The sequence below is a fragment of the Palleronia caenipelagi genome, assembly GCF_007004065.1.
Taxonomy (GTDB): domain Bacteria; phylum Pseudomonadota; class Alphaproteobacteria; order Rhodobacterales; family Rhodobacteraceae; genus Palleronia; species Palleronia caenipelagi.
In genome coordinates this window covers 38,971-58,173 of sequence record NZ_VFSV01000003.1, presented here as the reverse complement: position 1 = coordinate 58,173, position 19,203 = coordinate 38,971, and the positions used below count along the sequence as shown (strand labels likewise).

General features: G+C 61.9%; 16 protein-coding genes. 6 read left to right on the top strand and 10 right to left on the bottom strand.

From position 1 onward, the window contains the following. The first annotated feature begins 46 nt into the window (after window positions 1-46). The 4 genes from FEV53_RS02240 to FEV53_RS02225 all read left to right on the top strand — a co-directional run bounded on the left by FEV53_RS02240 (window position 47) and on the right by FEV53_RS02225 (window position 4,489). The gene (locus FEV53_RS02240; protein WP_142833196.1) at window positions 47-1,672 is read left to right on the top strand and encodes an alpha-glucosidase family protein; all 1,626 of its coding nucleotides are present in this window, start codon (window positions 47-49) and stop codon (window positions 1,670-1,672) included. 31 nt (window positions 1,673-1,703) lie between these two features. Beyond that, complete coding sequence (prfA, locus tag FEV53_RS02235) at window positions 1,704-2,753, top strand: peptide chain release factor 1 (RefSeq protein ID WP_142833195.1); 1,050 nt, start codon at window positions 1,704-1,706, stop codon at window positions 2,751-2,753. After that, a complete protein-coding gene (gene prmC / locus FEV53_RS02230) occupies window positions 2,750-3,580 on the top strand; it encodes a peptide chain release factor N(5)-glutamine methyltransferase (protein ID WP_142833194.1) in 831 nt (276 codons plus the stop codon). Before prfA ends, prmC begins: the two co-directional genes overlap by 4 nt. A 252-nt stretch (window positions 3,581-3,832) precedes the next feature. Next, complete coding sequence (locus FEV53_RS02225) at window positions 3,833-4,489, top strand: DUF4167 domain-containing protein (RefSeq protein ID WP_142833193.1); 657 nt, start codon at window positions 3,833-3,835, stop codon at window positions 4,487-4,489. 75 nt (window positions 4,490-4,564) lie between these two features. Here the strand turns inward: FEV53_RS02225 and rsmA are convergent, their stop codons facing one another. From rsmA to FEV53_RS02195, 6 genes are read right to left on the bottom strand one after another with little or no spacing between them, the layout of a single operon-like run. Next, window positions 4,565-5,407, bottom strand: coding sequence for a 16S rRNA (adenine(1518)-N(6)/adenine(1519)-N(6))-dimethyltransferase RsmA (gene rsmA, locus FEV53_RS02220; protein WP_142833192.1), 843 nt, complete (start codon window positions 5,405-5,407; stop codon window positions 4,565-4,567). Further along, window positions 5,404-6,378, bottom strand: a complete 975-nt coding sequence (gene pdxA, locus FEV53_RS02215; protein WP_142833191.1) for a 4-hydroxythreonine-4-phosphate dehydrogenase PdxA — start codon at window positions 6,376-6,378, stop codon at window positions 5,404-5,406. The genes rsmA and pdxA overlap by 4 nt, the downstream gene beginning before the upstream one ends. Next, window positions 6,375-7,598 (bottom strand): peptidylprolyl isomerase, encoded by a 1,224-nt coding sequence (locus FEV53_RS02210; RefSeq protein WP_185962065.1) that lies wholly within the window; start codon window positions 7,596-7,598, stop codon window positions 6,375-6,377. The genes pdxA and FEV53_RS02210 overlap by 4 nt, the downstream gene beginning before the upstream one ends. A 44-nt stretch (window positions 7,599-7,642) precedes the next feature. Further along, window positions 7,643-9,772, bottom strand: a complete 2,130-nt coding sequence (locus tag FEV53_RS02205) for an LPS-assembly protein LptD (protein WP_142833189.1) — start codon at window positions 9,770-9,772, stop codon at window positions 7,643-7,645. Then, on the bottom strand, window positions 9,769-10,863 hold the full coding sequence (gene lptG / locus FEV53_RS02200) for an LPS export ABC transporter permease LptG (RefSeq protein ID WP_142833188.1): 1,095 nt from the start codon (window positions 10,861-10,863) through the stop codon (window positions 9,769-9,771). Before lptG ends, FEV53_RS02205 begins: the two co-directional genes overlap by 4 nt. Continuing rightward, window positions 10,860-11,954 (bottom strand): LptF/LptG family permease, encoded by a 1,095-nt coding sequence (locus FEV53_RS02195; protein WP_185962064.1) that lies wholly within the window; start codon window positions 11,952-11,954, stop codon window positions 10,860-10,862. The genes lptG and FEV53_RS02195 overlap by 4 nt, the downstream gene beginning before the upstream one ends. A 146-nt stretch (window positions 11,955-12,100) precedes the next feature. Here FEV53_RS02195 and FEV53_RS02190 point away from each other — a divergent pair, with 146 nt between their 5' ends. Together FEV53_RS02190 and FEV53_RS02185 are read left to right on the top strand one after the other, a co-directional pair. Next, window positions 12,101-13,582, top strand: a complete 1,482-nt coding sequence (locus tag FEV53_RS02190) for a leucyl aminopeptidase (RefSeq protein WP_142833186.1) — start codon at window positions 12,101-12,103, stop codon at window positions 13,580-13,582. 5 nt (window positions 13,583-13,587) lie between these two features. Continuing rightward, window positions 13,588-14,058 carry a DNA polymerase III subunit chi gene (locus FEV53_RS02185; protein WP_142833185.1) on the top strand — a complete coding sequence of 157 codons (471 nt, stop codon included), beginning with the start codon at window positions 13,588-13,590 and terminating at the stop codon, window positions 14,056-14,058. A gap of 21 nt (window positions 14,059-14,079) precedes the next feature. Here FEV53_RS02185 and FEV53_RS02180 read toward each other — a convergent pair whose 3' ends face one another. From FEV53_RS02180 to FEV53_RS02165, 4 genes are all read right to left on the bottom strand, one after another. Continuing rightward, the gene (locus FEV53_RS02180; protein ID WP_142833184.1) at window positions 14,080-14,334 is read right to left on the bottom strand and encodes a hypothetical protein; all 255 of its coding nucleotides are present in this window, start codon (window positions 14,332-14,334) and stop codon (window positions 14,080-14,082) included. Between the two features lie 69 nt (window positions 14,335-14,403). Further along, entirely contained in the window at window positions 14,404-16,233 is a 1,830-nt protein-coding gene (locus FEV53_RS02175; protein ID WP_142833183.1) for a Na/Pi cotransporter family protein, read from the bottom strand. Window positions 16,234-16,252: 19 nt separating this feature from the next. Continuing rightward, window positions 16,253-17,833: an inorganic phosphate transporter gene (locus FEV53_RS02170; RefSeq protein ID WP_142833182.1), complete on the bottom strand. Its 1,581-nt coding sequence runs from the start codon at window positions 17,831-17,833 to the stop codon at window positions 16,253-16,255. 391 nt (window positions 17,834-18,224) lie between these two features. Then, window positions 18,225-19,124 (bottom strand): LysR family transcriptional regulator, encoded by a 900-nt coding sequence (locus FEV53_RS02165; RefSeq protein WP_142833181.1) that lies wholly within the window; start codon window positions 19,122-19,124, stop codon window positions 18,225-18,227. Window positions 19,125-19,203 lie beyond the last annotated feature (79 nt).

The window sequence follows — 19,203 nt, the reverse complement described above, 5'->3', positions numbered from 1 at the left end:
TAGAGGCGCTGTTAGCGGTAGATATAAAGTCAGAGACGGAGGTGATATGCGCGAATGGTGGCGGGATGCGGTGATCTATCAGATCTATCCGCGCTCATTTCAGGATACGACCGGCTCCGGCCTTGGGGATCTGCAAGGGATCCGGCAGCGCCTGCCCCATGTGGCGGCGCTGGGCGTGGATGGGATCTGGCTGTCGCCGATCTTCATGTCGCCGCAGAAGGACATGGGGTATGACGTGTCCGACTACCTCGACGTGGACCCGATCTTTGGCACGCTCGACGATTTCGACGCGCTGATCGCCACGGCGCACGATCTGGGGCTGAAAGTGATCACTGATCAGGTGCTTAGCCACACATCTGACCAGCACCCGTGGTTCAAGGAAAGCCGCGCCAGCCGCGACAATCCGCGCGCCGATTGGTATGTCTGGGCCGACCCGTTGCCCGATGGCTCGCCGCCGACCAACTGGCACAGCCATTTCGGCGGTCCGGCGTGGGAGTTCGACGCTGGCCGGCGGCAGTATTACCTGCACCATTTCCTGACGTCTCAGCCCGACCTCAATTATCACAACGCGGATGTGCAGGACGCGATTCTGGAGACCTGCAAGTTCTGGCTCGACCGGGGACTCGACGGCTTTCGCCTCGATACAGTGAATTACTATTTTCACGACGCCGATTTGCGCTCGAACCCGCCCGCCGAGGCGACGTCGCAGGTCATGGCGACCGATCTCTACGGGATGCAGTCGAACATCTACAATAAGAGTCGCCCCGAAAATATCGCTTTCCTTGAGCGGCTCCGTGCACTGACCGATCAATATGCCGACCGGATGATGGTGGGTGAAGTGGGTGAAGGCGGCGAACGTGCCATCGAGCTGATGGGCGAATACACGTCCGGCACGGGTCGGCTGCATATGTGTTATTCCTTTGCGCTTCTGGGCGAGGATTTCACCGCCGCCCATTTCCGCCGCTGCATCGAGGGCTTTCGCAAGGGCGCGCCGGATGGCCATCCGTATTGGTCCTTCTCCAACCACGACGTGCCGCGTCATCCCTCCCGCTGGGCCGAGCACGCCGTCAGTCATGACCACATGGCACGGCTGACAGCTTCAATGCTGATGGCCTTTCCGGGGACCATCGGCATCTATCAAGGCGAAGAGCTGGGGCAGGAAGAGACAGTCATGGAGTTCCATGAGCTGACCGATCCGCCCGCGATTCGCTTCTGGCCCGCGGTGAAGGGCCGGGACGGGTGCCGGACGCCCATGACCTGGGAACATGACGCGCCCAACGCTGGCTTTTCCACCGCGACGCCCTGGCTGCCGGTGAAGGCGCCGCAGATCGCGCGCTCGGTGGACCTGCAGGAGGCTGGGAATGACACGGTGCTGCACCACTACCGGGAGGTGATCGCCTGGCGCCGCGCCAGCGCTGCGCTGACCCGGGGGGATATGACCTTCCTCGACCTGCCCGAGCCCATCCTTGCCTTCCGCCGCGCCAGTGACGATGAGGTGCTGACCTGTGTGTTCAACCTGTCGAAAGACCCTGTGGTGCTGACGTTGGATACGGTGGCGGAAAAAACCGGCCCGGGACTGGCGCGGCTCGACGGAGCGACGCTGGAGCTGCCGGGGAATGGTTATGCTTACCTGCGCCACGACGGAGAGCTGAGCCTGACCGCAGACGCTTGACGGGCGCCGCGCGAGGCGCAAGAGAAGGGTCATGGTTCCCGAAGACAGACTTGCGCAGATCATTGACCGCTTTGAGTATCTCGAAGCGGCCATGGCCGAGGCGGGGGGCGACATGGTCGCCCTCGGTCGCGAATATGCAGAGCTGCGCCCGGTGGTGGAGATCGCCCGCCAGTGGCGCAGCCTCACCAACGAAATTGCCGATGCGCAGGGGATGCTGGACGACCCCGAAATGCGCGATCTGGCGCAGGAGGAGCTGCCCGGTCTTGAGGCGCGCCGCGAGGCGCTCGAAGCGGAGTTGCAGATCGCGCTCCTGCCTCGCGATGCCGCGGACAGCCGTCCCGCGATCCTTGAAATCCGTCCCGGCACTGGTGGCGAGGAAGCGGCGCTGTTCGCCGCAGACCTCATGCGGATGTATCAGCGCTACGCCGAAGGGCAGGGCTGGCGGTTCGAGGTGATCGAGCAGCAGGAGTCCGAGCTCGGCGGTATTCGCGAACTGGTGGTGAATGTGCGGGGCGAAGGCGTCTTTGCCCGGCTGAAATTCGAGTCCGGCGTCCATCGGGTCCAGAGGGTTCCGGCCACCGAATCAGGAGGGCGCATTCACACCTCTGCGGCCACTGTGGCGGTGCTGCCCGAGGCCGAAGAGATCGACGTGACCATCGATCCCGGCGACATCCGCATCGACACCATGCGCGCCAGCGGGGCGGGGGGACAGCATGTGAACACGACCGATTCCGCAGTACGGATCACCCACCTGCCCACCGGGATCGTTGTCACCTCATCGGAGAAATCCCAGCACCGTAACCGCGAGATCGCCATGCAGGTCTTGCGCACGCGGTTGTTCGATCTGGAGCGGAGCCGCGCCGACAGTGAGCGTGCCGGGACGCGGAAGGCGCAGGTGGGTTCCGGCGACCGCTCCGAGCGCATTCGGACCTATAATTTCCCCCAGGGTCGCCTCACCGATCATCGGATCAACCTCACGCTCTACAAGCTCGATCAGGTGATGCAGGGCGATCTGGGCGAGGTGCTGGATGCGCTGATCGCGGAGGATCAGGCCGCGAAACTGGCGGCCTTGCAGGAATGAGCCCCGAGGTTGAGGCGCTACTTGCGGAAGCTTCCGACCGGCTGGCTTCGACTGGAAACGGCTCGCGCGAGGCGCGGATCCTGCTCGCCCACGCCGCCGGGTTCGACCGCAGCGCGTTGCACCGTCTCGACGATCTGGCTCTGACCGACGGGCTGCGTTTGCTTTTTGAGGGCTATATGGTCCGGCGTCTGGCCGCAGAGCCTGTCTCCCGTATCCTCGGTTACCGCGATTTCTGGGCGCATCGGTTCCGTATAACGCCCGACGTGCTCGACCCGCGCCCTGATACCGAAACGCTGGTGGCGAGTGCGTTTGAGGTGCCATTCGGGACCGTGCTGGATCTTGGGACAGGCTCAGGCTGCATTCTCCTTAGCCTGCTGGCCGAACGCCCCGCTGCCAAAGGCATCGGGACCGACCTCTCCGACGCAGCGCTTCATGTGGCGCGAGAGAACGCGATGGAGATCGGCGTCGCTGAGCGGACCACGTTCCTGCGGTCGGACTGGTATAAGGAGGTCACAGGCCCATTCGACCTGATTGTCTCCAATCCCCCCTATATTGCCGCTGGGGAGATGGCGGCGCTCGACCGGGATGTGCGGGGTTACGACCCGGAAATGGCTTTGACCCCAGGAGGCGACGGGCTTGACGCTTACCGCGCTATCACCGCAGGCGCGGCAGCTCATCTTGTCCCGGCAGGCGCGCTGATGGTCGAGATTGGCTGGCAGCAGGGTGCGGCCGTTCGGGCGCTGTTCGAAGATGCAGGATTCGCCAACGTCAGGATAGTGCAGGATCTCAGTGGAAAAGATCGTGTGGTGCGGGGTGTTTTGCCCTGAGACGGGGTGATTTTGCACAAATCTGGCATTTTCTGGCACGAATGACGGCCATTTGCGCAGGTCGTTCCACTTGGGGATGGGATTTGACTTGCTTTCAAAAGGCTGACGTGGTTTGGGGAGCTTGTCAGTTGAGACGGGCAGTGCGCTCGCCTCTCGACAGACATTGCCGCACAGTCCCGAATGGGTGCCCAGGTTTCAGAGGCACGCGCCACGGAGCGGTCAGTCTATAAACAACTCCGGAACCAATTCCGAATGCGATCATCGAACAAGCGCTCGCGGTCTAAGAGCAACCGTAACCGTCCTTCTGGTGGAAACATCGTGAATCGTGTGTTCGATTCCTCGGGGCCGGAAGGAAAGGTTCGCGGGACACCGCAACAGATCATCGACAAATACAACCAGCTGACGCGCGACGCGCAACTGTCCGGGGACCGGGTGGCGGCGGAGAACTTCGCGCAGCACGCGGAGCATTACACGCGGATGCTGGCTGAGGCGCAGCGCGAGATCGACCAAAAGCGCGAACAAGCCGAGCAACAGCACCGCGAGCGCCAGCAGCAGGCGGTGCAGCAGCGCGGGTCTGATGCAGACGAACAGCCACGCGTTGAGCAGCCTCGGGTCGAGCCGCAGCCCGAGGAGCGTGCACCGCAGGAGCAGCCCGCCGCCGAGGTGGCCGAAGAGCAGCCCCAACCCCGCCCGCGTCGGACGCGCCGTCCCAAGCCCGTCGAGAGCGATGTCGTGGATTTCAGCGACGGTGACGGGTCAGACAGCAACCTGATCGAGACGCCCGAGAGCAAGCCCAAGCGCGCGCCTTCCCGGACTCGCAAGCCTCGCAAAGAGCCTGCGCCTGAGGCCGATGCGGCACCTGAACCCGCTGCGGAAAAAGCGGACGACACTCCCCGGGCCGCTGAATAAGCCTCGGGTTCGTCTCTGAAAAATGACAGGAGCCGGGATGCGCTGAGCTGCTCCCGGCTCTTTCATTTTCTCGTGTCAGCTGGCGTCCAGCGCCCGGGCAAGCGCACAGAATTGCTCCAGAGAGACTGTCTCGGCGCGATCCGTGGGCTTGATTCCTGCGGCCAGAAGGTGCTCCTCGATCTCCGGAGTAACACCTTTCAGCGCCGCGCGGAGCATCTTGCGCCGCTGGTTGAAGGCCGCTGCCACCACCCGTTGCAGCGTTGCCGCCCGCGCTGGGTAGCGAGGGGCGTTAAGGGCGGTCAGATGAACCACCGCTGAGCGGACTTTGGGCGGCGGGGTGAAGGCTTCTGGCGGCAGATCCATCACGATCCGCGCGTCGGAGCGCCATTGGGACAGAATGGCCAGACGGCCATAGGCTTTGGATCCCGGCTGCGCCACGATCCGTTCGGCCACCTCGCGCTGGAACATGAGCGTGAGCGATGTCCAGAAGGGTGGCCAGTCACCGGGATCTAGCCAGCGCGTCAGAAGCTCCGTTCCCACGTTATAGGGCAAATTCGCGACGATCCGGATCGGAGCGGAGAGATGCTGGGTGACATCGACTTTCAACGCGTCGTCGCCGATCACCTCCAGTCTGCCGGGATGTGCGGCCGCGATCTCGGCAAGGGCGGGCAGGCAGCGGGGGTCCTTCTCGATGGCGAGAACACGGCGGGCGCCCTCGGCCAACAGGCCACGGGTCAGGCCGCCGGGTCCAGGACCGACCTCCAGCACATCGCAGCCGGTCAGATCGCCTGCCTGCCGGGCGATCTTGGCGGTGAGGTTGAGGTCCAGCAGAAAGTTCTGCCCCAGCGCCTTGCGCGCCGACAGCCCATGCGTGGCGATCACCTCGCGCAATGGTGGCAGTCTGTCGATGGCGCTCATGGTGTGCCTCTTGCCTCAGCCATACGCAACGCCATGCGCAATGCGGCGCGGGTTGAGGTTGGATCGGCCCGCCCCGTACCCGCGATGTCAAAGGCTGTCCCGTGATCCGGCGATGTGCGGATGAAGGGCAGGCCAAGCGTCACATTCACCCCGCCAGCGAAATCGATGGTCTTGATCGGGATGAGCGCCTGATCGTGATACATGGCAATTGCTGCGTCATAGCCCTGACGGGCGGCGGCATGGAACATGGTGTCTGCGGAGAGCGGTCCGATGAGTTGCATCCCCTCGGCCCGGAGCTGGTTGAGGAGGGGGGTGATCAGCGTCTGCTCTTCGCTCCCCATCGCGCCGTCCTCGCCCGCGTGGGGGTTCAGCCCGGCTATGGCAATGCGAGGCGTAGAGATGCCGAAATCGCGGATGAGGGCGGCATGGGTGATGCGGATTGTGGCCTCAAGACCTTCCGCCGTCAGGGCCTCCGGCACCCGGAAGAGCGGGATATGAATGGTCGCCGGGACGACGCGCAGGCTGTCGCAGGCCAGCATCATGACGACCCGCTCCACCCCTGCCAGAGCGGCGAGAAACTCTGTGTGTCCGGGATAAGCGAAGTCGGCACCGTCGATGAGCGCTTTCTTATGGATGGGCAGGGTGCAGAGACCAGCGACTGTGCCGTTTTGCGCCATCTCCACCGCGCGCGCGATGGCGGACACGACGCCAGGTGCCTGCGCCGGATCGGGCTGGCCGGGACGGGCAGGGCCGGGGATTTCGTGCGGCAGTACGGGCAGGCCGTGGGCGGCGGCCATGGCGGCTTCGGATGGGTGGTTGATCAAGGCAACCGCAGTCCCGGCGGGCAGGTGCTCCGGCGCGCCGAGAAAGAAGAACGGCAGGTCTGGCCCTGCTTCGGAGGCAAGCTTTGCCGCGATCTCGGGACCGATCCCCGCAGGCTCTCCACAGGTCAGGGCAATGGGACGGGTCATTCGTAGCGGATCGTGGCATTCGCCCGCAGATCGGACAGGTAAACATCAGCGGCCGCGTTCGCCTGACGGTTCACGAGCGCGCTGCGCAGCCGTTCGGGATCCGGGGTCTCAGCGTCCTGACTGCGATAGCTGCGCTCGCAGAGCATCAGAAAGACGAGGGTCTGACCACCTGCCCGGGTGAGATTGGTCGAAACCTCGCCGGGGTCGAGCTTGGCCAGTTCAAAAGCCACATCCGAGGGTACCTGACCGATGGGGCGGGTCTCTCGCTCCAGCTGCTCGGGGTTGCTGCCTCTGGCAACTGTGTAAAGGTCGTCGCAGGTATCAACGCTCGCTCTGATCTGCGCGGCCTGTTGATAGCCCAGTTCGCTCTTCCCGCCCGGGATCAGAAAAGTGGCGTACTCCACCGACACAGGCGTCGCAGGCTGGACGACCTCGTCGACCTCACGCAGCTGGAAAAAAGCGAGGGCATTGGGCAGGCGTACCGGCTGGGTGACTTCGCCCGGCTTCAGCGCGAGGAGAACGCCGCGCAGCTGTGGCGGCAGGTTCTCGAGATCAAGCCAGTCGATCGCGCCACCCCGGTCTCGAGACGCGGTTGCAGAGTACTGACGGGCTGCGGCTCTGAACTCGGCGAAACTGGTGATGGACGAGATGTAGGGGGCCAGGGATTCCGCTCGGGCCGCGCGGTCAGGTGTGTTGGCTGGGATGATCAGCTCGTTCAACAGCACCCGCAGCTTTGGCGCCGGAGGGCTGTTCAGAGCGCGATCCGTGTCATCGGAATCCACGATGATCCGTCCCTGAAAGCGATCAGCCAAAACCTTTCGCCAGGCGAGACCGGCGCGGACAAAATCTTCGTAGGATTCGACATCGACCCCCGCGCGACCGATCTGCGCAACGAATTCCTCCCTGCCGAGATTGGCGCGCGAGGCAAATTCCGACATGCCCTCAAGCAGTTCGGCTTCGGTGATGCCCAATCCTAAACGGCGGGCCTCTGCGACTTGCAGCCTCTCGTTTATCAAAGCATCCAGCGCGGCCTCATCCGAATTATCCGGCGCGTTGAAGAGCTCGAACATGATCTGGCGCTGCTGCACTTCGAACTGGGTAATGACGGACCCGTTCACATGGGCGCGGGGGGCGAAGAGGTTCTGCGCACAGGCCAACGGGACGGTCCCGGCCAGGAGGCTGGCGGCGAGAGCGGCGATGCGGAAAAGGCGGGTCAGCATGGTGTCGGAAACTCTCGTCAGTCGGTCAGGTGGCGTCTTCCTACTCATCCCGAGCAGATCTTGCGATAGGAAACATCAGTCCGGCCAGTTCCAAAGCCAACCAAACGGACCTGCAGGCCAACGGCGGTGGACGGGGCACTGTTTTCGGTCTCGGTGAAATTGCGCTCGATGCCGAGATCGACTTCGAGGCATTCGGTGCGATAGGTCAGGCCGAACTCCGCATCCGCTGCCGTTTCTTCCTCGAGATCGTACCTCCCGTTGAACCGGCCGACCCAGTGGCGGGAGAGGCGCACCTCTCCGTCAAGAATGATCTCGTGGATGTCATCGAAGCGGTTTTCTTCGGGTTCGGCTTCGAGCCAGACATACGACCCCGTCAAATCCACCCGGTCATTGCGCCATGCGACACGGGTTTCTGCCTTATGGGGCTCGAAATCTTCGTCGAGAATGGCGCGGCTGGTCAGATCGAACCCGTCGCTGAGCTGGAACCGAACGGCTGCCAGCCAGTCAGATTTGTCGCCAGACAGGCCGCTGGTCTCAACAAAGCGATTATCGTCGTCGCTGTCCCGGAAAACCTTGCCAAAGCCGAGCGTTACTCCATAACCGTCCCGGTTCAAAGTTGTATAGCTGAGCCCGAGATTGGCACGCAGGCCGGTCTCCACCGCGTCGTCGCCGGGATATCGCGACATGGAGAAAAGGTTGCCCTCGTCGAATTCCACGATGACGCTGTCCTCGTTGGGGATATCGTCTTCGCTGGTGTCCGAATAGGCGATCTGCACCACGGGCTGCAGAAGTTGATGGGTCCCGCCGGGGTTGGTCCGCTGAAGCGGCCAGCGTAACTCCGTCGCTATGCCTGCGCTCAGACGCGTGATGTCGTCGTCGAAAGTATCATCGTCGCTGATCGTGAAATAGGAGGCACGCAGTTCTGCCTGATTGCTCCAGACGAGTCCCGGTCCGATGATGTCGCGGCTGCGCCATCTGGCCCGTCCTGACATTTGAGCCATGTCCCGACCGACGATGTTTTGGCTCGAATCGCGGCGCAGCGCGTTGGCGTCGAACCCCAGCGTCAGGTCGCCAAAGCGCAGGGGCAGGCGCTGTTCAAAGATCACGTCCACCGCTTTTGAAGGCAGTTCGTCCTCGATCGGCTGCTCCTCGTCGCGCAAGGTTTCGTAATCGGTAACATTGGCGCGGAACAGGCGGTCGCGGTTCACCTGAATGATGCGCGCCTCGGTGCGCAACCGGTCCTGACCCGAATAATCGTACTCAGAGAGATAGTCGCTGTCTGAGGTCTTTTGCAGGTCGAATTCAAGGCGAAGGTTGCGGGGCAGGACGATGGCCGATTCGCCGAAAACGTACCACCGCCGGTCGCGCACATCGAGATCGTCGTCGGAGTAAGCGCCCTCCAGGTTGAGGGCTCCGTAGCTGGTGACCCGGCGATAGCGGGTCTCAAGCGTGCGTGTTTTGTTGGAGACGTAGGGCGTGAGCGTGAGATCGGCATGGTCGCCGAGTTCGATGAAATAGGGCAGCTTTATCCCGAAACCGAGCTCACTGTTTTGCTTTAACTCGGGGATCAGGAATCCGGATTGCCTCGTGTTTTCGGGCGTGGGCAAGCGCAGTCGCGGGATGTAGGCGACCGGGATGCCATAGACGCGAAACTGGGCCTTGTCGAAGTACAGCATCTGATCGACGGAATCGTGGATCACCTTGTTGGCGCGGATCTCCCACGTGGGGATCGGATCGGACGGGCAGATCTCGCAAGAAGATGCGATCACGTTGTCGAGCTGTGTATAGCGTCCTTCGACACGGGCGAGCTGACTGGCGGCCATCTGGAGCTGACGGTCAAGGACAACCCGCGCCGAGGTCATGATGCCGTCGCGCAGGTCGGAACTGAGCTCGGCAGAGGAGGCGAGAATGGCCGACCGGGTGCCTTCGTCCACTGTGATCGGGCCGTCGATGCGCAGCGTTTCTGTCTCATGGTCATAGGTGATGCGGCGGGCGGTCAGCAGTGTCTCGCCATAAAGCACTTCCACCTGACCCTCGGCGATGATCCGGCTGCGGTTTTCCACGCGCACCGTGTCAGCGACCAGTGTTGCGGCGCCTCCGGGGGGGCTGTCCTGGGCCTGCGATAGCCCCGGAGCCAGAAATAGGGCGCAAATAAGTGTCAGCCAGCGGATCATCCGTCCTCCAGGTGTAACAGCAGTCCAAGCGGCAAAAGTATCGCCGCGGCCGGTGGCCCCCAAGTCCCGAGCAGGATCGGGATCTGCCCGGATTCCGCCAAAATCTGCGCGAAATTTTGCGAGAAGAACAGCGCAAACCCCAGCGTCAGAGAGGACAGAACCATTAGCCCGGTCCGCATACCGCGGAAATGCCCCATGGTGAAGGTGGCCCCAACCAGAACCATCGCCACGAGCAGCAGCGGCACCGAGAGTTCCTTTTGCAGGTGAACCTGATGGCGCAGGGCCGAAAAGCCAGCCTGCTGCAGGTCGTCGATAAAGCCCGGCAACGCCCAGATGCTGATCGAGTCCGGCGCGCCAAAGCTATCGAGGATCTGTTCGGCGGTCAGATCAGAAGGCACGCTGAGCCGGTCGTGACGGACCGCGCGCAGTTCGGGGTTGAACATGTCAAACCGCCATTCCTTGGCGTTGGCCAGCACCCAGTTCCCGTCCATCAACCGCGCCTCATCCGCAGCAATGCGAAAACTTGGGCCGTCCGACTGGTCAAAGCCCAGAAAGGTCACGTTACGCAGTACCCGCCCGTCGGCGCTCGCGCGCTCCGCATGGATGACGATTTGCCCGTCGGTATTGCCCTGCCGCAGCCACAAACCGTCATTGCCCACGGATAACTCGGTGCGATTGTCTCCGAGCAGTGTTTCCTTTTGCGCCTCGTAGGCGGCGTCCGTAGCGGCGATCATCGGGTTTAGAACCGCGACTGCGAAAATTCCGAAGACCAGAGTAACCAGTACCGGTGGCAGGAGCGCGCGCGAACCGGAACGCCCCGCCGCGCGCACCACCACCAGTTCGGAGGTTTTCGACAGGCTCAGGAACAGGGTCAGCGTGGCGATGATCGTCAGCAGAGGCAGGATCGCGTAGAGGGTGCTCGGCACGGAGAGGATCGTCAGTCCAAGCAACGACAGGAATGCCACACCGTCGCCCTCGAACCGGCGCACCTGATCGACGAGGTCGATGAGCACCAGAATGCCGAAGAAGATCCCGGTGACGAAAAGCAGGGTCCCGGCAAACCGCCGTGCGAGGTAGAAATCGAAAATCATGGCGCCGCTCCGTGGGCCACCCTGCGCGAAGACCCGGCCTGTAGCAGTAATCCCAGCGCCGCGGCTCCCGCGAGTACCGTGGGCAGGTAGAGCAAAGGCCAGAGCGCGGCGCGCCCATTCACCAGTCCCGAGGCCAGATTGTCGGCCAGATCATAGATGATCAGGGCCACAATGGCCGCCAAAACCTGACGCCATGCAGAGAATCGGGAGAACCCGCCCAGCATCATGATCGCGAAACCCAGGAGCGGCGCGATGAGCGTTTGGAGGCCCTGAGTGGTCCGCTCGTGAAGCTCCATGGCAATGTCTTCGCGGTCTCTGTTGCTTTCGCCGATGACCCGTGCAGGTTCGGTGAGAAGTGTGGCCGAGGGGATCTGCCCCAGTTTGCGCCGCCCCGGTCCGGTGATGTCAAAGAGCTCGGTCACGTCGAACGCAAATTCCTCGAACCGGGTGATGCCCAGCCGGTTCGTCCGGGTGTCGAGATTTTCGGCGAGTCCCTCGAACATCAACAGCTTTGGTCCGTCCTCGCGGCGCACCAGATAGGCGCTCTCGGCGGTGTACAACGTTTGCATCTCCGGGTTGCGCCGGTCCGAGAGCATCAGCGATACGATCCGCCCGTCATCCTCAATCGCCCGGATAAAGACGGTAATCAGCGGCGAGGGATGTAGAAAGCGGCCTTCTTTCAGCAGGCCTGCGGTGACGTCGCCCGCGATCTGGTCGGTCCGTGTGGCCAGCCTGTCCGTCGCCACAGGGGCGAGGAAATGCGTCAGGATCATCGTCAGAAGCGCGGCGATCGTGGAAAAGGCGAGGACCCCTCTCGCACCGCGCAACGGTGAAAACCCGGTGGCGCCGGCAACCACCAGTTCGGAGTCTTCGCGCATCCGGTTTGTGACGTAAACCGTTGCCGCGAAGGCGGAAATCGGCAACACTAACCGGATCACACCAGGCAGGGTCAGCAGAGAAAATTCGAGGAATACTGCCGCCGAGTGACCATTCTGAATCAGCGTATCAAACAGGCTCAGGGCCCGGTTGATCCAGTAGATGCCTACAAGCACCAGACTGAAAAAGCCAAACAGGCTGAGCAATTGCGACATGAAATATCTGTCGAACGTTCCCAATACCCTGCCTCTTCTGTCTCTTTTTGGGCGAGCATAGACCATGCATTCTGCCGCTGAAACTGTCTTCTGGTCAATCCACCCCCGCACGTCCTAGAACGTGACTTAAACATCAGGAGCACACCATGACCCGGATTGCCGATTTCGACATTGTTGCCTTTGACCGAGAGGCGTTTCTTGGGGCAGAGGGGGCGCTGGCCGTCGCTGCCACGGCCGATGGCACAAAGCTCTCTGTCCCGCTGCGTAACCTTGATCGCAAAACGCGCGGGATCATCACCCGTGCTCTGGCCTCAAAGGAGTGGGAGAAGCTTTCTGGCGGCGACGTGCTCACCCTCGCATTTCCCAGCGCGGTTCCCGCTGAAAAGATCGTTCTGGCGAAGCTCCCCGAGGAGCGCGTCGGGGCGGCGTTCCGCCGTATGGGCGCCAATATGCGCAAGGCCGTCGGGTCTGCGGCGTTGACAATTGCGCTGGGTGTGCTGCGGCTCGCCGACGAGGTGCTGCTCGGCGCGCTGCTGCGCGGCTACAGCTACGACGACATGAAGAGCAGCGACCCCGAAACGCCCGCGCAGGACATCGGGAAGGTGACGCTCATGCTGCCGGATCCCGAAAAGCTCGCCCAAAGCCCGGAGGCGCTACGCGCCGTGGCCGAGGGTGTGTTCTTCTGCCGCGACCTCGTCGCTGCCCCCGCCAACGTGCTGACCACTGAGACCTACGCTGCGCAATTGCTGGAGCTGAAAGATCTCGGCGTCGAGGTCCAGGTTCTTGAGGAGGACGAGCTTGAGAAACTGGGTATGGGCGCACTTTTGGCCGTGGGTCAGGGCTCGCCCAGCCCTTCCAAGGTCGTCTTAATGACATGGAATGGGGGCGGCGAAGAGGCTCCGCTGGCGCTGGTGGGCAAGGGCGTTGTCTTTGACACGGGCGGCATCTCCCTCAAGCCCGCTGCTGGCATGGAAGACATGACCATGGATATGGGCGGTTCGGCGGTCGTGGCGGGCGTGATGAAGACGCTCGCCCTGCGCAAGGCGCCCGCCCATGTGGTGGGGCTCGTGGGATTGGTGGAGAACATGCCCTCCGGCACCGCAACCCGTCCGGGCGATGTGGTGGCATCCATGAAAGGCGACACTATTGAGGTGATCAATACCGACGCCGAAGGGCGCCTCGTTCTGGCCGATGTCATGTGGTACGCGCAGGAGACCTTTGCGCCTTCGGCGATGATTGATCTGGCGACCCTGACCGGCGCGGTGATCATCGGTCTCGGACATCACAATGCGGGCATCATGTCGAACAATGACAGTCTGTCGGATGCCCTCCTGCAAAGCGCTGCTGCGGAGGGCGAGGGCGCGTGGCGTCTGCCTTTGGGCAAGGCTTATGCGAAACAGCTGAAATCCAACATTGCGGATGTGAAGAACGTCGGCGGTCGTGCGGCGGGGACGATCACAGCGGCGGAGTTCCTCCACCGCTTCGTCAAGGACGACCTGCCTTGGGCGCATATCGACATCGCCGGGGTGGCATCGGTCGCCGAGCCCACGGATTTCGCTCCCAAGGGGGCGACGGGCTGGGGCGTGGCGACGCTGGACCGGCTGATCCGAAACCGGTTTGAAGGCTGAACCCCATGGGCGCCGTCTATTTCTACCACCTGACCCGGCGCCCTTTGGAGGCGGCTTTGCCGCAGCTTCTGGCGCGGTCGTTGGAACAAGAGTGGACGGTCCTTGTCCGGGGCCGCAATCCCCGGCGGCTGGAGCAGCTTGATGAACAGCTCTGGACCTTTGCCGAGGAGAGCTTTCTGCCCCATGGTCTGTCCGATGGGGCGGAGGATCCCCGACACCCGATCCTGCTGACCGCGGGCACACTGGCGCTGGGCGGGCGGGATTGCCTCATGGCCATAGAAGGGGCCGAGGTTGATCCCGCTGAGGTCGGCACGGCCAAGCGGGTGTGCATCCTGTTTGATGGCACCGACCCGGCTGCGCTGGAGCGCGCCCGGGACCAGTGGCGGGGCCTGACGAAAGAAGGGCTCGAAGCCCAGTATTGGTCGGAGGAAAGTGGCCGCTGGGAGAAGAAAGCCGAGAGCGCTCCGGCGCCGTAACGCACTTCCAAGGTCTTGCACTCAGAGGTTGCTGATCTTTTCTTTCAGCCACTTGGCCCGGTCGAGTTGCTCGCGGACGAGGGCGAGTTTGCGTTCAAGACGCTCTCGTTTGGTATCTTTCCCGGCCTCTGCCAGTTCTTCGAGCAGGAGTTGTTCCTTGGCCTCCAGCTTTCGGATCATCTTGTCCACATGGGACGGTTTGATCTTACTGACTTTGCCCTTTTTGAGGCGCTCCGAGTATTTGTCGAGTTTCTCTATGGTGCTTTCGATGCCCATGCTATGTCCTTTTGCCCATCGGCTGTTTTTAGCAGGTTTTTATGAGTGTTTTGTGACACCGCAAAAGCGTCACGTTGCGGCATCCTCTACGGGCGCCGGGACGCCTTCGCGGGCGCGAGCGGGAAGCTCTTCCTCCTCGAGCGACAAGATTCTCTCGACTTCAGCCATTGCACCATCGGCCTCGATGTAGAACGACCGTGCTGCGGCCAGCAGATCCCGCATCGCCGCATAGGCATAGCTCGAGTCATTGAGGAAGGAAGTCGCTGCGTTGGCCCCGAGCGCCTGCGTCCGGATCAGCGCTTCGATCCGGTCGTTGGTCTCCTGCGCGTCGCTCTCCACCTGAATCCGCTCCTGATCGAGCCACAGCCCGGATCGATTTTCGGGGTCTGCCAGATCAAGCTTCCGGATTTCGATGAGAATGCGGGCAATTTCTGTTCGCAACTGATTATAGAGTTCGGTCGCAGCGCCCTGATCCCGCTCGGTGTAATAGGTGGCGTTCCGCCGCAGGTGCTTGACGGCCTTGACCGCGTGCACGATCCGCTCGGCGACGTCCCGCAAGGCGTAGATATCCTCCATCAGGTCAGCAGGGATATCCTTGGCGCCCACCCGCGTGGCAAATTCGATGATCGCCGAATAGAGCGTCTTGACCCGGGCCTCATAGCGCTCGTCAATGTCGAACTCGACAGGTGCACGGCTGGCGGCCACCGTGGCGGCCACATCTTTCGTGTCGAAGATCTCATGCCGGTGCAGATTCAGCCCGTGAACGATGAGCTCTACGGCATTGTCATAGAGGTGTTTTACCTCGCGCCGCATGGCGTGTTCGATGGTCTGCGGAAACTCGTCGACGGCCTCGGAGAGATAGCGGGGCTTGGACAGATCTTCCTCGGGCTGCCGGATGGTTCGCTCCAGAAACGCGATAAGCCGCTTGAGGAGCGGCAGCATAATCATCACGCCGAGAACGTTGAAGATCGTATGGAACACCGCCAGTTTCAGCGCATAGTCGTTATCCGCAATCCCGACCGTCGCGGAGACAGTGTCAACGGCGGCGCGGATCGGACTGATGAAGACCAGCGCAACGGCGGCAGTCACCACGTTGAAAACCAGATGGGCCAGGGCCAGTCGCTTGCCCTGGTAGTTCGCCGTCAGGGCGCCGATGATCGCCGTGATCGTGGTGCCGATATTGGCCCCGATCGCGAGCGCGAGGGCGTTTTCATAGGAGATCTGACCTGCCGCTAACGCGGTGATGATCAGCGTCATAGTGGCGTGGCTCGACTGCATGACCACGGTCGCCGCCGCGCCGATCAGGGTATAGACCACCAGCCCGATGAGGCCCGTCAGGGCAAAACGGGTGAGGTCGAACTGGTCTTTGAAGGCCTCGAAGCCTTCCTTCATGTGGTGAATGCCGAGAAAGAGAAAGCCGAGACCGGCCAGCACATAGCCACCGCCCCGCAGGTATTTATTCTTTTGGAACACCAGCACGATAGCGATGGCCAGCATGGGCAGGGCGTAAGCCGAGATCTTGACCTTCAGGCCGAAACCCGCGACCAGCCAGGCCCCTGTCGTGGTGCCGATATTTGCCCCGAAGATGATCCCGACTCCGGCGATGAGCGAGATCAGCCCGGCCGAAAGAAAGGAGATGGTGATCACGGAGACGAGCGAGCTCGACTGCATGATGGTCGTGGACACAATCCCGAACCCAAGAGACTTGGGCACTGACCCGGTCGCTTTTTCGAGGACGCGCTCGAGAACGCCGCCGGAGAAGAGCTTAAAGCCGTCCTCCAGCATCAGCATCCCGAAGAGAAAGATCGCGACTCCCGCCGCGATCTCCTGAAAGTCACTGCTGGCCCAGAACCCGAGGGTGAGGATCAACAGGATGACGGGCAACATCAGTTTTTTCATGCGCAGTATGCTCCCGGTCTCATGGCATCATGATCCCACGCAGCACGAAGTAGAACAGCGCGCCGATGAAAGCTGAGACGGGTACGGTGATGATCCAGGCCGAGATGATCTTGAACAGTGAGGCGCGGTGCACGAGCTGACGTTTCAACGCTTTTTGCAGCTCCTTGCGCTCGGCCGCGTCAATAACCGCTTCGGGGCCCATCTTTTTCAGCTCTTCCAGAATGCGCAGTTTGTCCTCGGGGGGGGCATTGCGGAACGTCATCAACATTTGCTCGACGAGAACAAAATCCTTCTCGCCCTTGTGCTGGATGAGAACGTCCTGAACTACCGATCCGAGACGGGTTTCGAGATATTCGCGCAGGAAGCCCACGCCGAACACTGCGCCGAGCGCCACGTGAGTCGAGCTGATTGGCATTCCAAGCTGACTGGCGATGATGACCGTGATAGCCGCGGCCAGAGCGATGCAGAAGGCGCGGGAGCGGTCGAGCTCGGTGATCTCGGAGCCCACCGTCCGGATGAGCTTCGGCCCAAAGAGCGCGAGGCCAACCGAAATACCCAGCGCACCGATCACCATCACCCAGAGCGGGATCGGCACCTTGCTGGCTCCGGCATCGGCGGTTCCGGTTAGTGCATCCACCACACCAGCCAGCGGTCCGACCGCGTTGGCCACATCGTTGGCGCCATGGGCAAAGCTCAGAAGCGCGGCAGAGATGATCAGCGGAACCGTAAACAGCGAATTGACCCCGGCCCGGTTATTTTCCAGCGCCGGCGCCCGCTTGTTGATCATCGGGCGGACAAGGATGACGGCTGCGAGACCCAGGACGAGGCCGACCAGCACAGCCGTAGGAAAGCTGACTTCGATGAGCTGCTTGATGCCTTTGAGCGCGATGTAGGTCGTGAAGGCCCAGGTCATGATGCCGATCATGAAAGGAACAACTTTGCGGGCGGCTTCCACCGGGTCGTCTCTGAAAAAGATGGTCTTTTTGAGAGCGTAGAGGAAGAAAGCCGCAATGATGCCGCCGGTGACGGGAGAGATCACCCAAGACAGGGCGATTTTTGCCATGGAATCCCAGTTCACGATGTCCCAGCCAGCCGCTGCGATCCCTGCGCCCATCACACCACCGACGATCGAGTGGGTGGTGGAGACTGGCGCGCCCAGCCATGTGGCGAGGTTCAGCCACAGCGCAGCGCCTATCAGCGCGCCCATCATCACCCAGATGAACACATCCGTGTCCGCAACATCTGCTGGGTCGATGATCCCCTTTTTGACGGTCGAGACCACGTCTCCCCCCGCAATGATGGCCCCGGCCGCCTCGAACACCGCCGCGATAATGATCGCTCCGGTCATCGTGAGCGCAAAGGAACCGACTGCGGGCCCGACATTGTTGGCGACGTCGTTCGCGCCAATGTTCATCGCCATATAGGCACCAATCACCGCAGCCGCGATCAACAGGTAAAGCTGATCCACGTGAGAGAATGTTGCGCCCGTGTAAACCATGACGACGACGATAAAGAGGATCGCCGATCCCAGTCTTCCCACCTCGAACCGACTGTGCTGCGTGGCACTCTCGATCTTGAGGTAGCTCTTCATCATTTTCATGCGGTTTTCCCCGTGGACATCTTAGAAAGAGACAAGCTCGCCCACTTCGATCCGCATGGGACTGCGGCGGGACGTGCTGCCATGGCGGCATCTTGACGCGAAAACGCGGGCTGCGCTTTGCGATGTGTCAACAACTGTCGATAAAAGGTCTGATTGCGACGTTTTTGCCATCGGAGCGTCTGACCCCTTGGACGGCCACGATGCGGCTATCCCTGCTGTGAATATTGGTGTCAGGCAAAAAAAAGCCGGGCACGCGGCCCGGCCAGTCCAACAGGGAGGTAAGACGCTGCAACGCAGCGCCTGAGAGGGAAATAGGACGCGGGATCCGTCCTTTCAAGAAAAACCACTTGTGTTCAGGTAAATGCGGTCATGCAAGAGGTGCATAGCTGGGTCACTCAGCAGCCGCTGTCAGGCGAGCTGTTTCAGACAGTTCGCTGAGAACGAAGTCACGGAAGGCCGCAATACGCTTGGAGTGGCGCAATTCCTCGGGGTACGCAAGATACACCGGAATCTGTTGGGATTCCACGTCCGGCAGAACCCTGACAAGGCTCGGAAAATCCACCACAAGATAGTCGGGGAGAACACCGATCCCCAGTCCGGCCAGAACGCCTTGAAGCACGCCGTAGTAATTGTTCACCGTCAGCGAGGACGTGACGCCGGCGGAGTAGAGGGTCTCAAGCAGGGATTGCCCGGAGGAAACCTGAGGTGCATTCACGGCCTGACTGATCAACCTGTGCTGGCTGAGATCATCCATATTTTCAGGGCTGCTCCGGCGCTCGATGTAATCTGGCGACGCGTAGAGCCGCATCTTTACGGTGTTCAGGCGCTTGCGGATCAGATCGGCCTGACTGGGCTCCCGCATACGGATTGCAACATCGGCCTCGCGCATCGGCAGGTCCAGAACCCGCTCGGCAAGGATCAGGTCGATCTTCAGGGATGGGTACTGTTCGTAAAGCTTTGCGAGTCGGGGCACCAGCCAGAGCGTTCCGAACCCCGTCGTGGTCGTCACCCGCAATTCGCCGAAAGCTTCGTCCTTGCTGTCCCGAATCCGGGCGGCGGCTGTGTCGAGGCGGCGCCACATGATGTCCGTTGCTTCATGGAGCAACTCGCCCTGCTCGGTAAGGATCAGACCACGCGCATGCCTGTGAAACAGAACCGTCTGAAGCGTCTCTTCGAGGGCACTGATCTGGCGGCTCACGGCAGACTGGCTCAGATGCAGCGATTCCCCCGCGGCTGTCAGAGAGCCTGCCTCAGCGACTGCGTGAAATACTCTCAGCTTATCCCAGTCCACGTCATCAGCCTCCTGCTGTATGCGGTGTGCCGTTGCGAGGCAGCAGAGATTTTTCCCCACTCCGAAACAGTTTCGGCTT

Coding starts and splice junctions, on each gene's coding strand:
- FEV53_RS02240 (WP_142833196.1), top strand. CDS start 47: ATGCGCGAATGGTGGCGGGATGCGGTGATCTATCAGATCTATCCGCGC.
- prfA (WP_142833195.1), top strand. CDS start 1,704: ATGGTTCCCGAAGACAGACTTGCGCAGATCATTGACCGCTTTGAGTAT.
- prmC (WP_142833194.1), top strand. CDS start 2,750: ATGAGCCCCGAGGTTGAGGCGCTACTTGCGGAAGCTTCCGACCGGCTG.
- FEV53_RS02225 (WP_142833193.1), top strand. CDS start 3,833: ATGCGATCATCGAACAAGCGCTCGCGGTCTAAGAGCAACCGTAACCGT.
- rsmA (WP_142833192.1), bottom strand. CDS start 5,407: ATGAGCGCCATCGACAGACTGCCACCATTGCGCGAGGTGATCGCCACG.
- pdxA (WP_142833191.1), bottom strand. CDS start 6,378: ATGACCCGTCCCATTGCCCTGACCTGTGGAGAGCCTGCGGGGATCGGT.
- FEV53_RS02210 (WP_185962065.1), bottom strand. CDS start 7,598: ATGCTGACCCGCCTTTTCCGCATCGCCGCTCTCGCCGCCAGCCTCCTG.
- FEV53_RS02205 (WP_142833189.1), bottom strand. CDS start 9,772: ATGATCCGCTGGCTGACACTTATTTGCGCCCTATTTCTGGCTCCGGGG.
- lptG (WP_142833188.1), bottom strand. CDS start 10,863: ATGATTTTCGATTTCTACCTCGCACGGCGGTTTGCCGGGACCCTGCTT.
- FEV53_RS02195 (WP_185962064.1), bottom strand. CDS start 11,954: ATGTCGCAATTGCTCAGCCTGTTTGGCTTTTTCAGTCTGGTGCTTGTA.
- FEV53_RS02190 (WP_142833186.1), top strand. CDS start 12,101: ATGACCCGGATTGCCGATTTCGACATTGTTGCCTTTGACCGAGAGGCG.
- FEV53_RS02185 (WP_142833185.1), top strand. CDS start 13,588: ATGGGCGCCGTCTATTTCTACCACCTGACCCGGCGCCCTTTGGAGGCG.
- FEV53_RS02180 (WP_142833184.1), bottom strand. CDS start 14,334: ATGGGCATCGAAAGCACCATAGAGAAACTCGACAAATACTCGGAGCGC.
- FEV53_RS02175 (WP_142833183.1), bottom strand. CDS start 16,233: ATGAAAAAACTGATGTTGCCCGTCATCCTGTTGATCCTCACCCTCGGG.
- FEV53_RS02170 (WP_142833182.1), bottom strand. CDS start 17,833: ATGAAAATGATGAAGAGCTACCTCAAGATCGAGAGTGCCACGCAGCAC.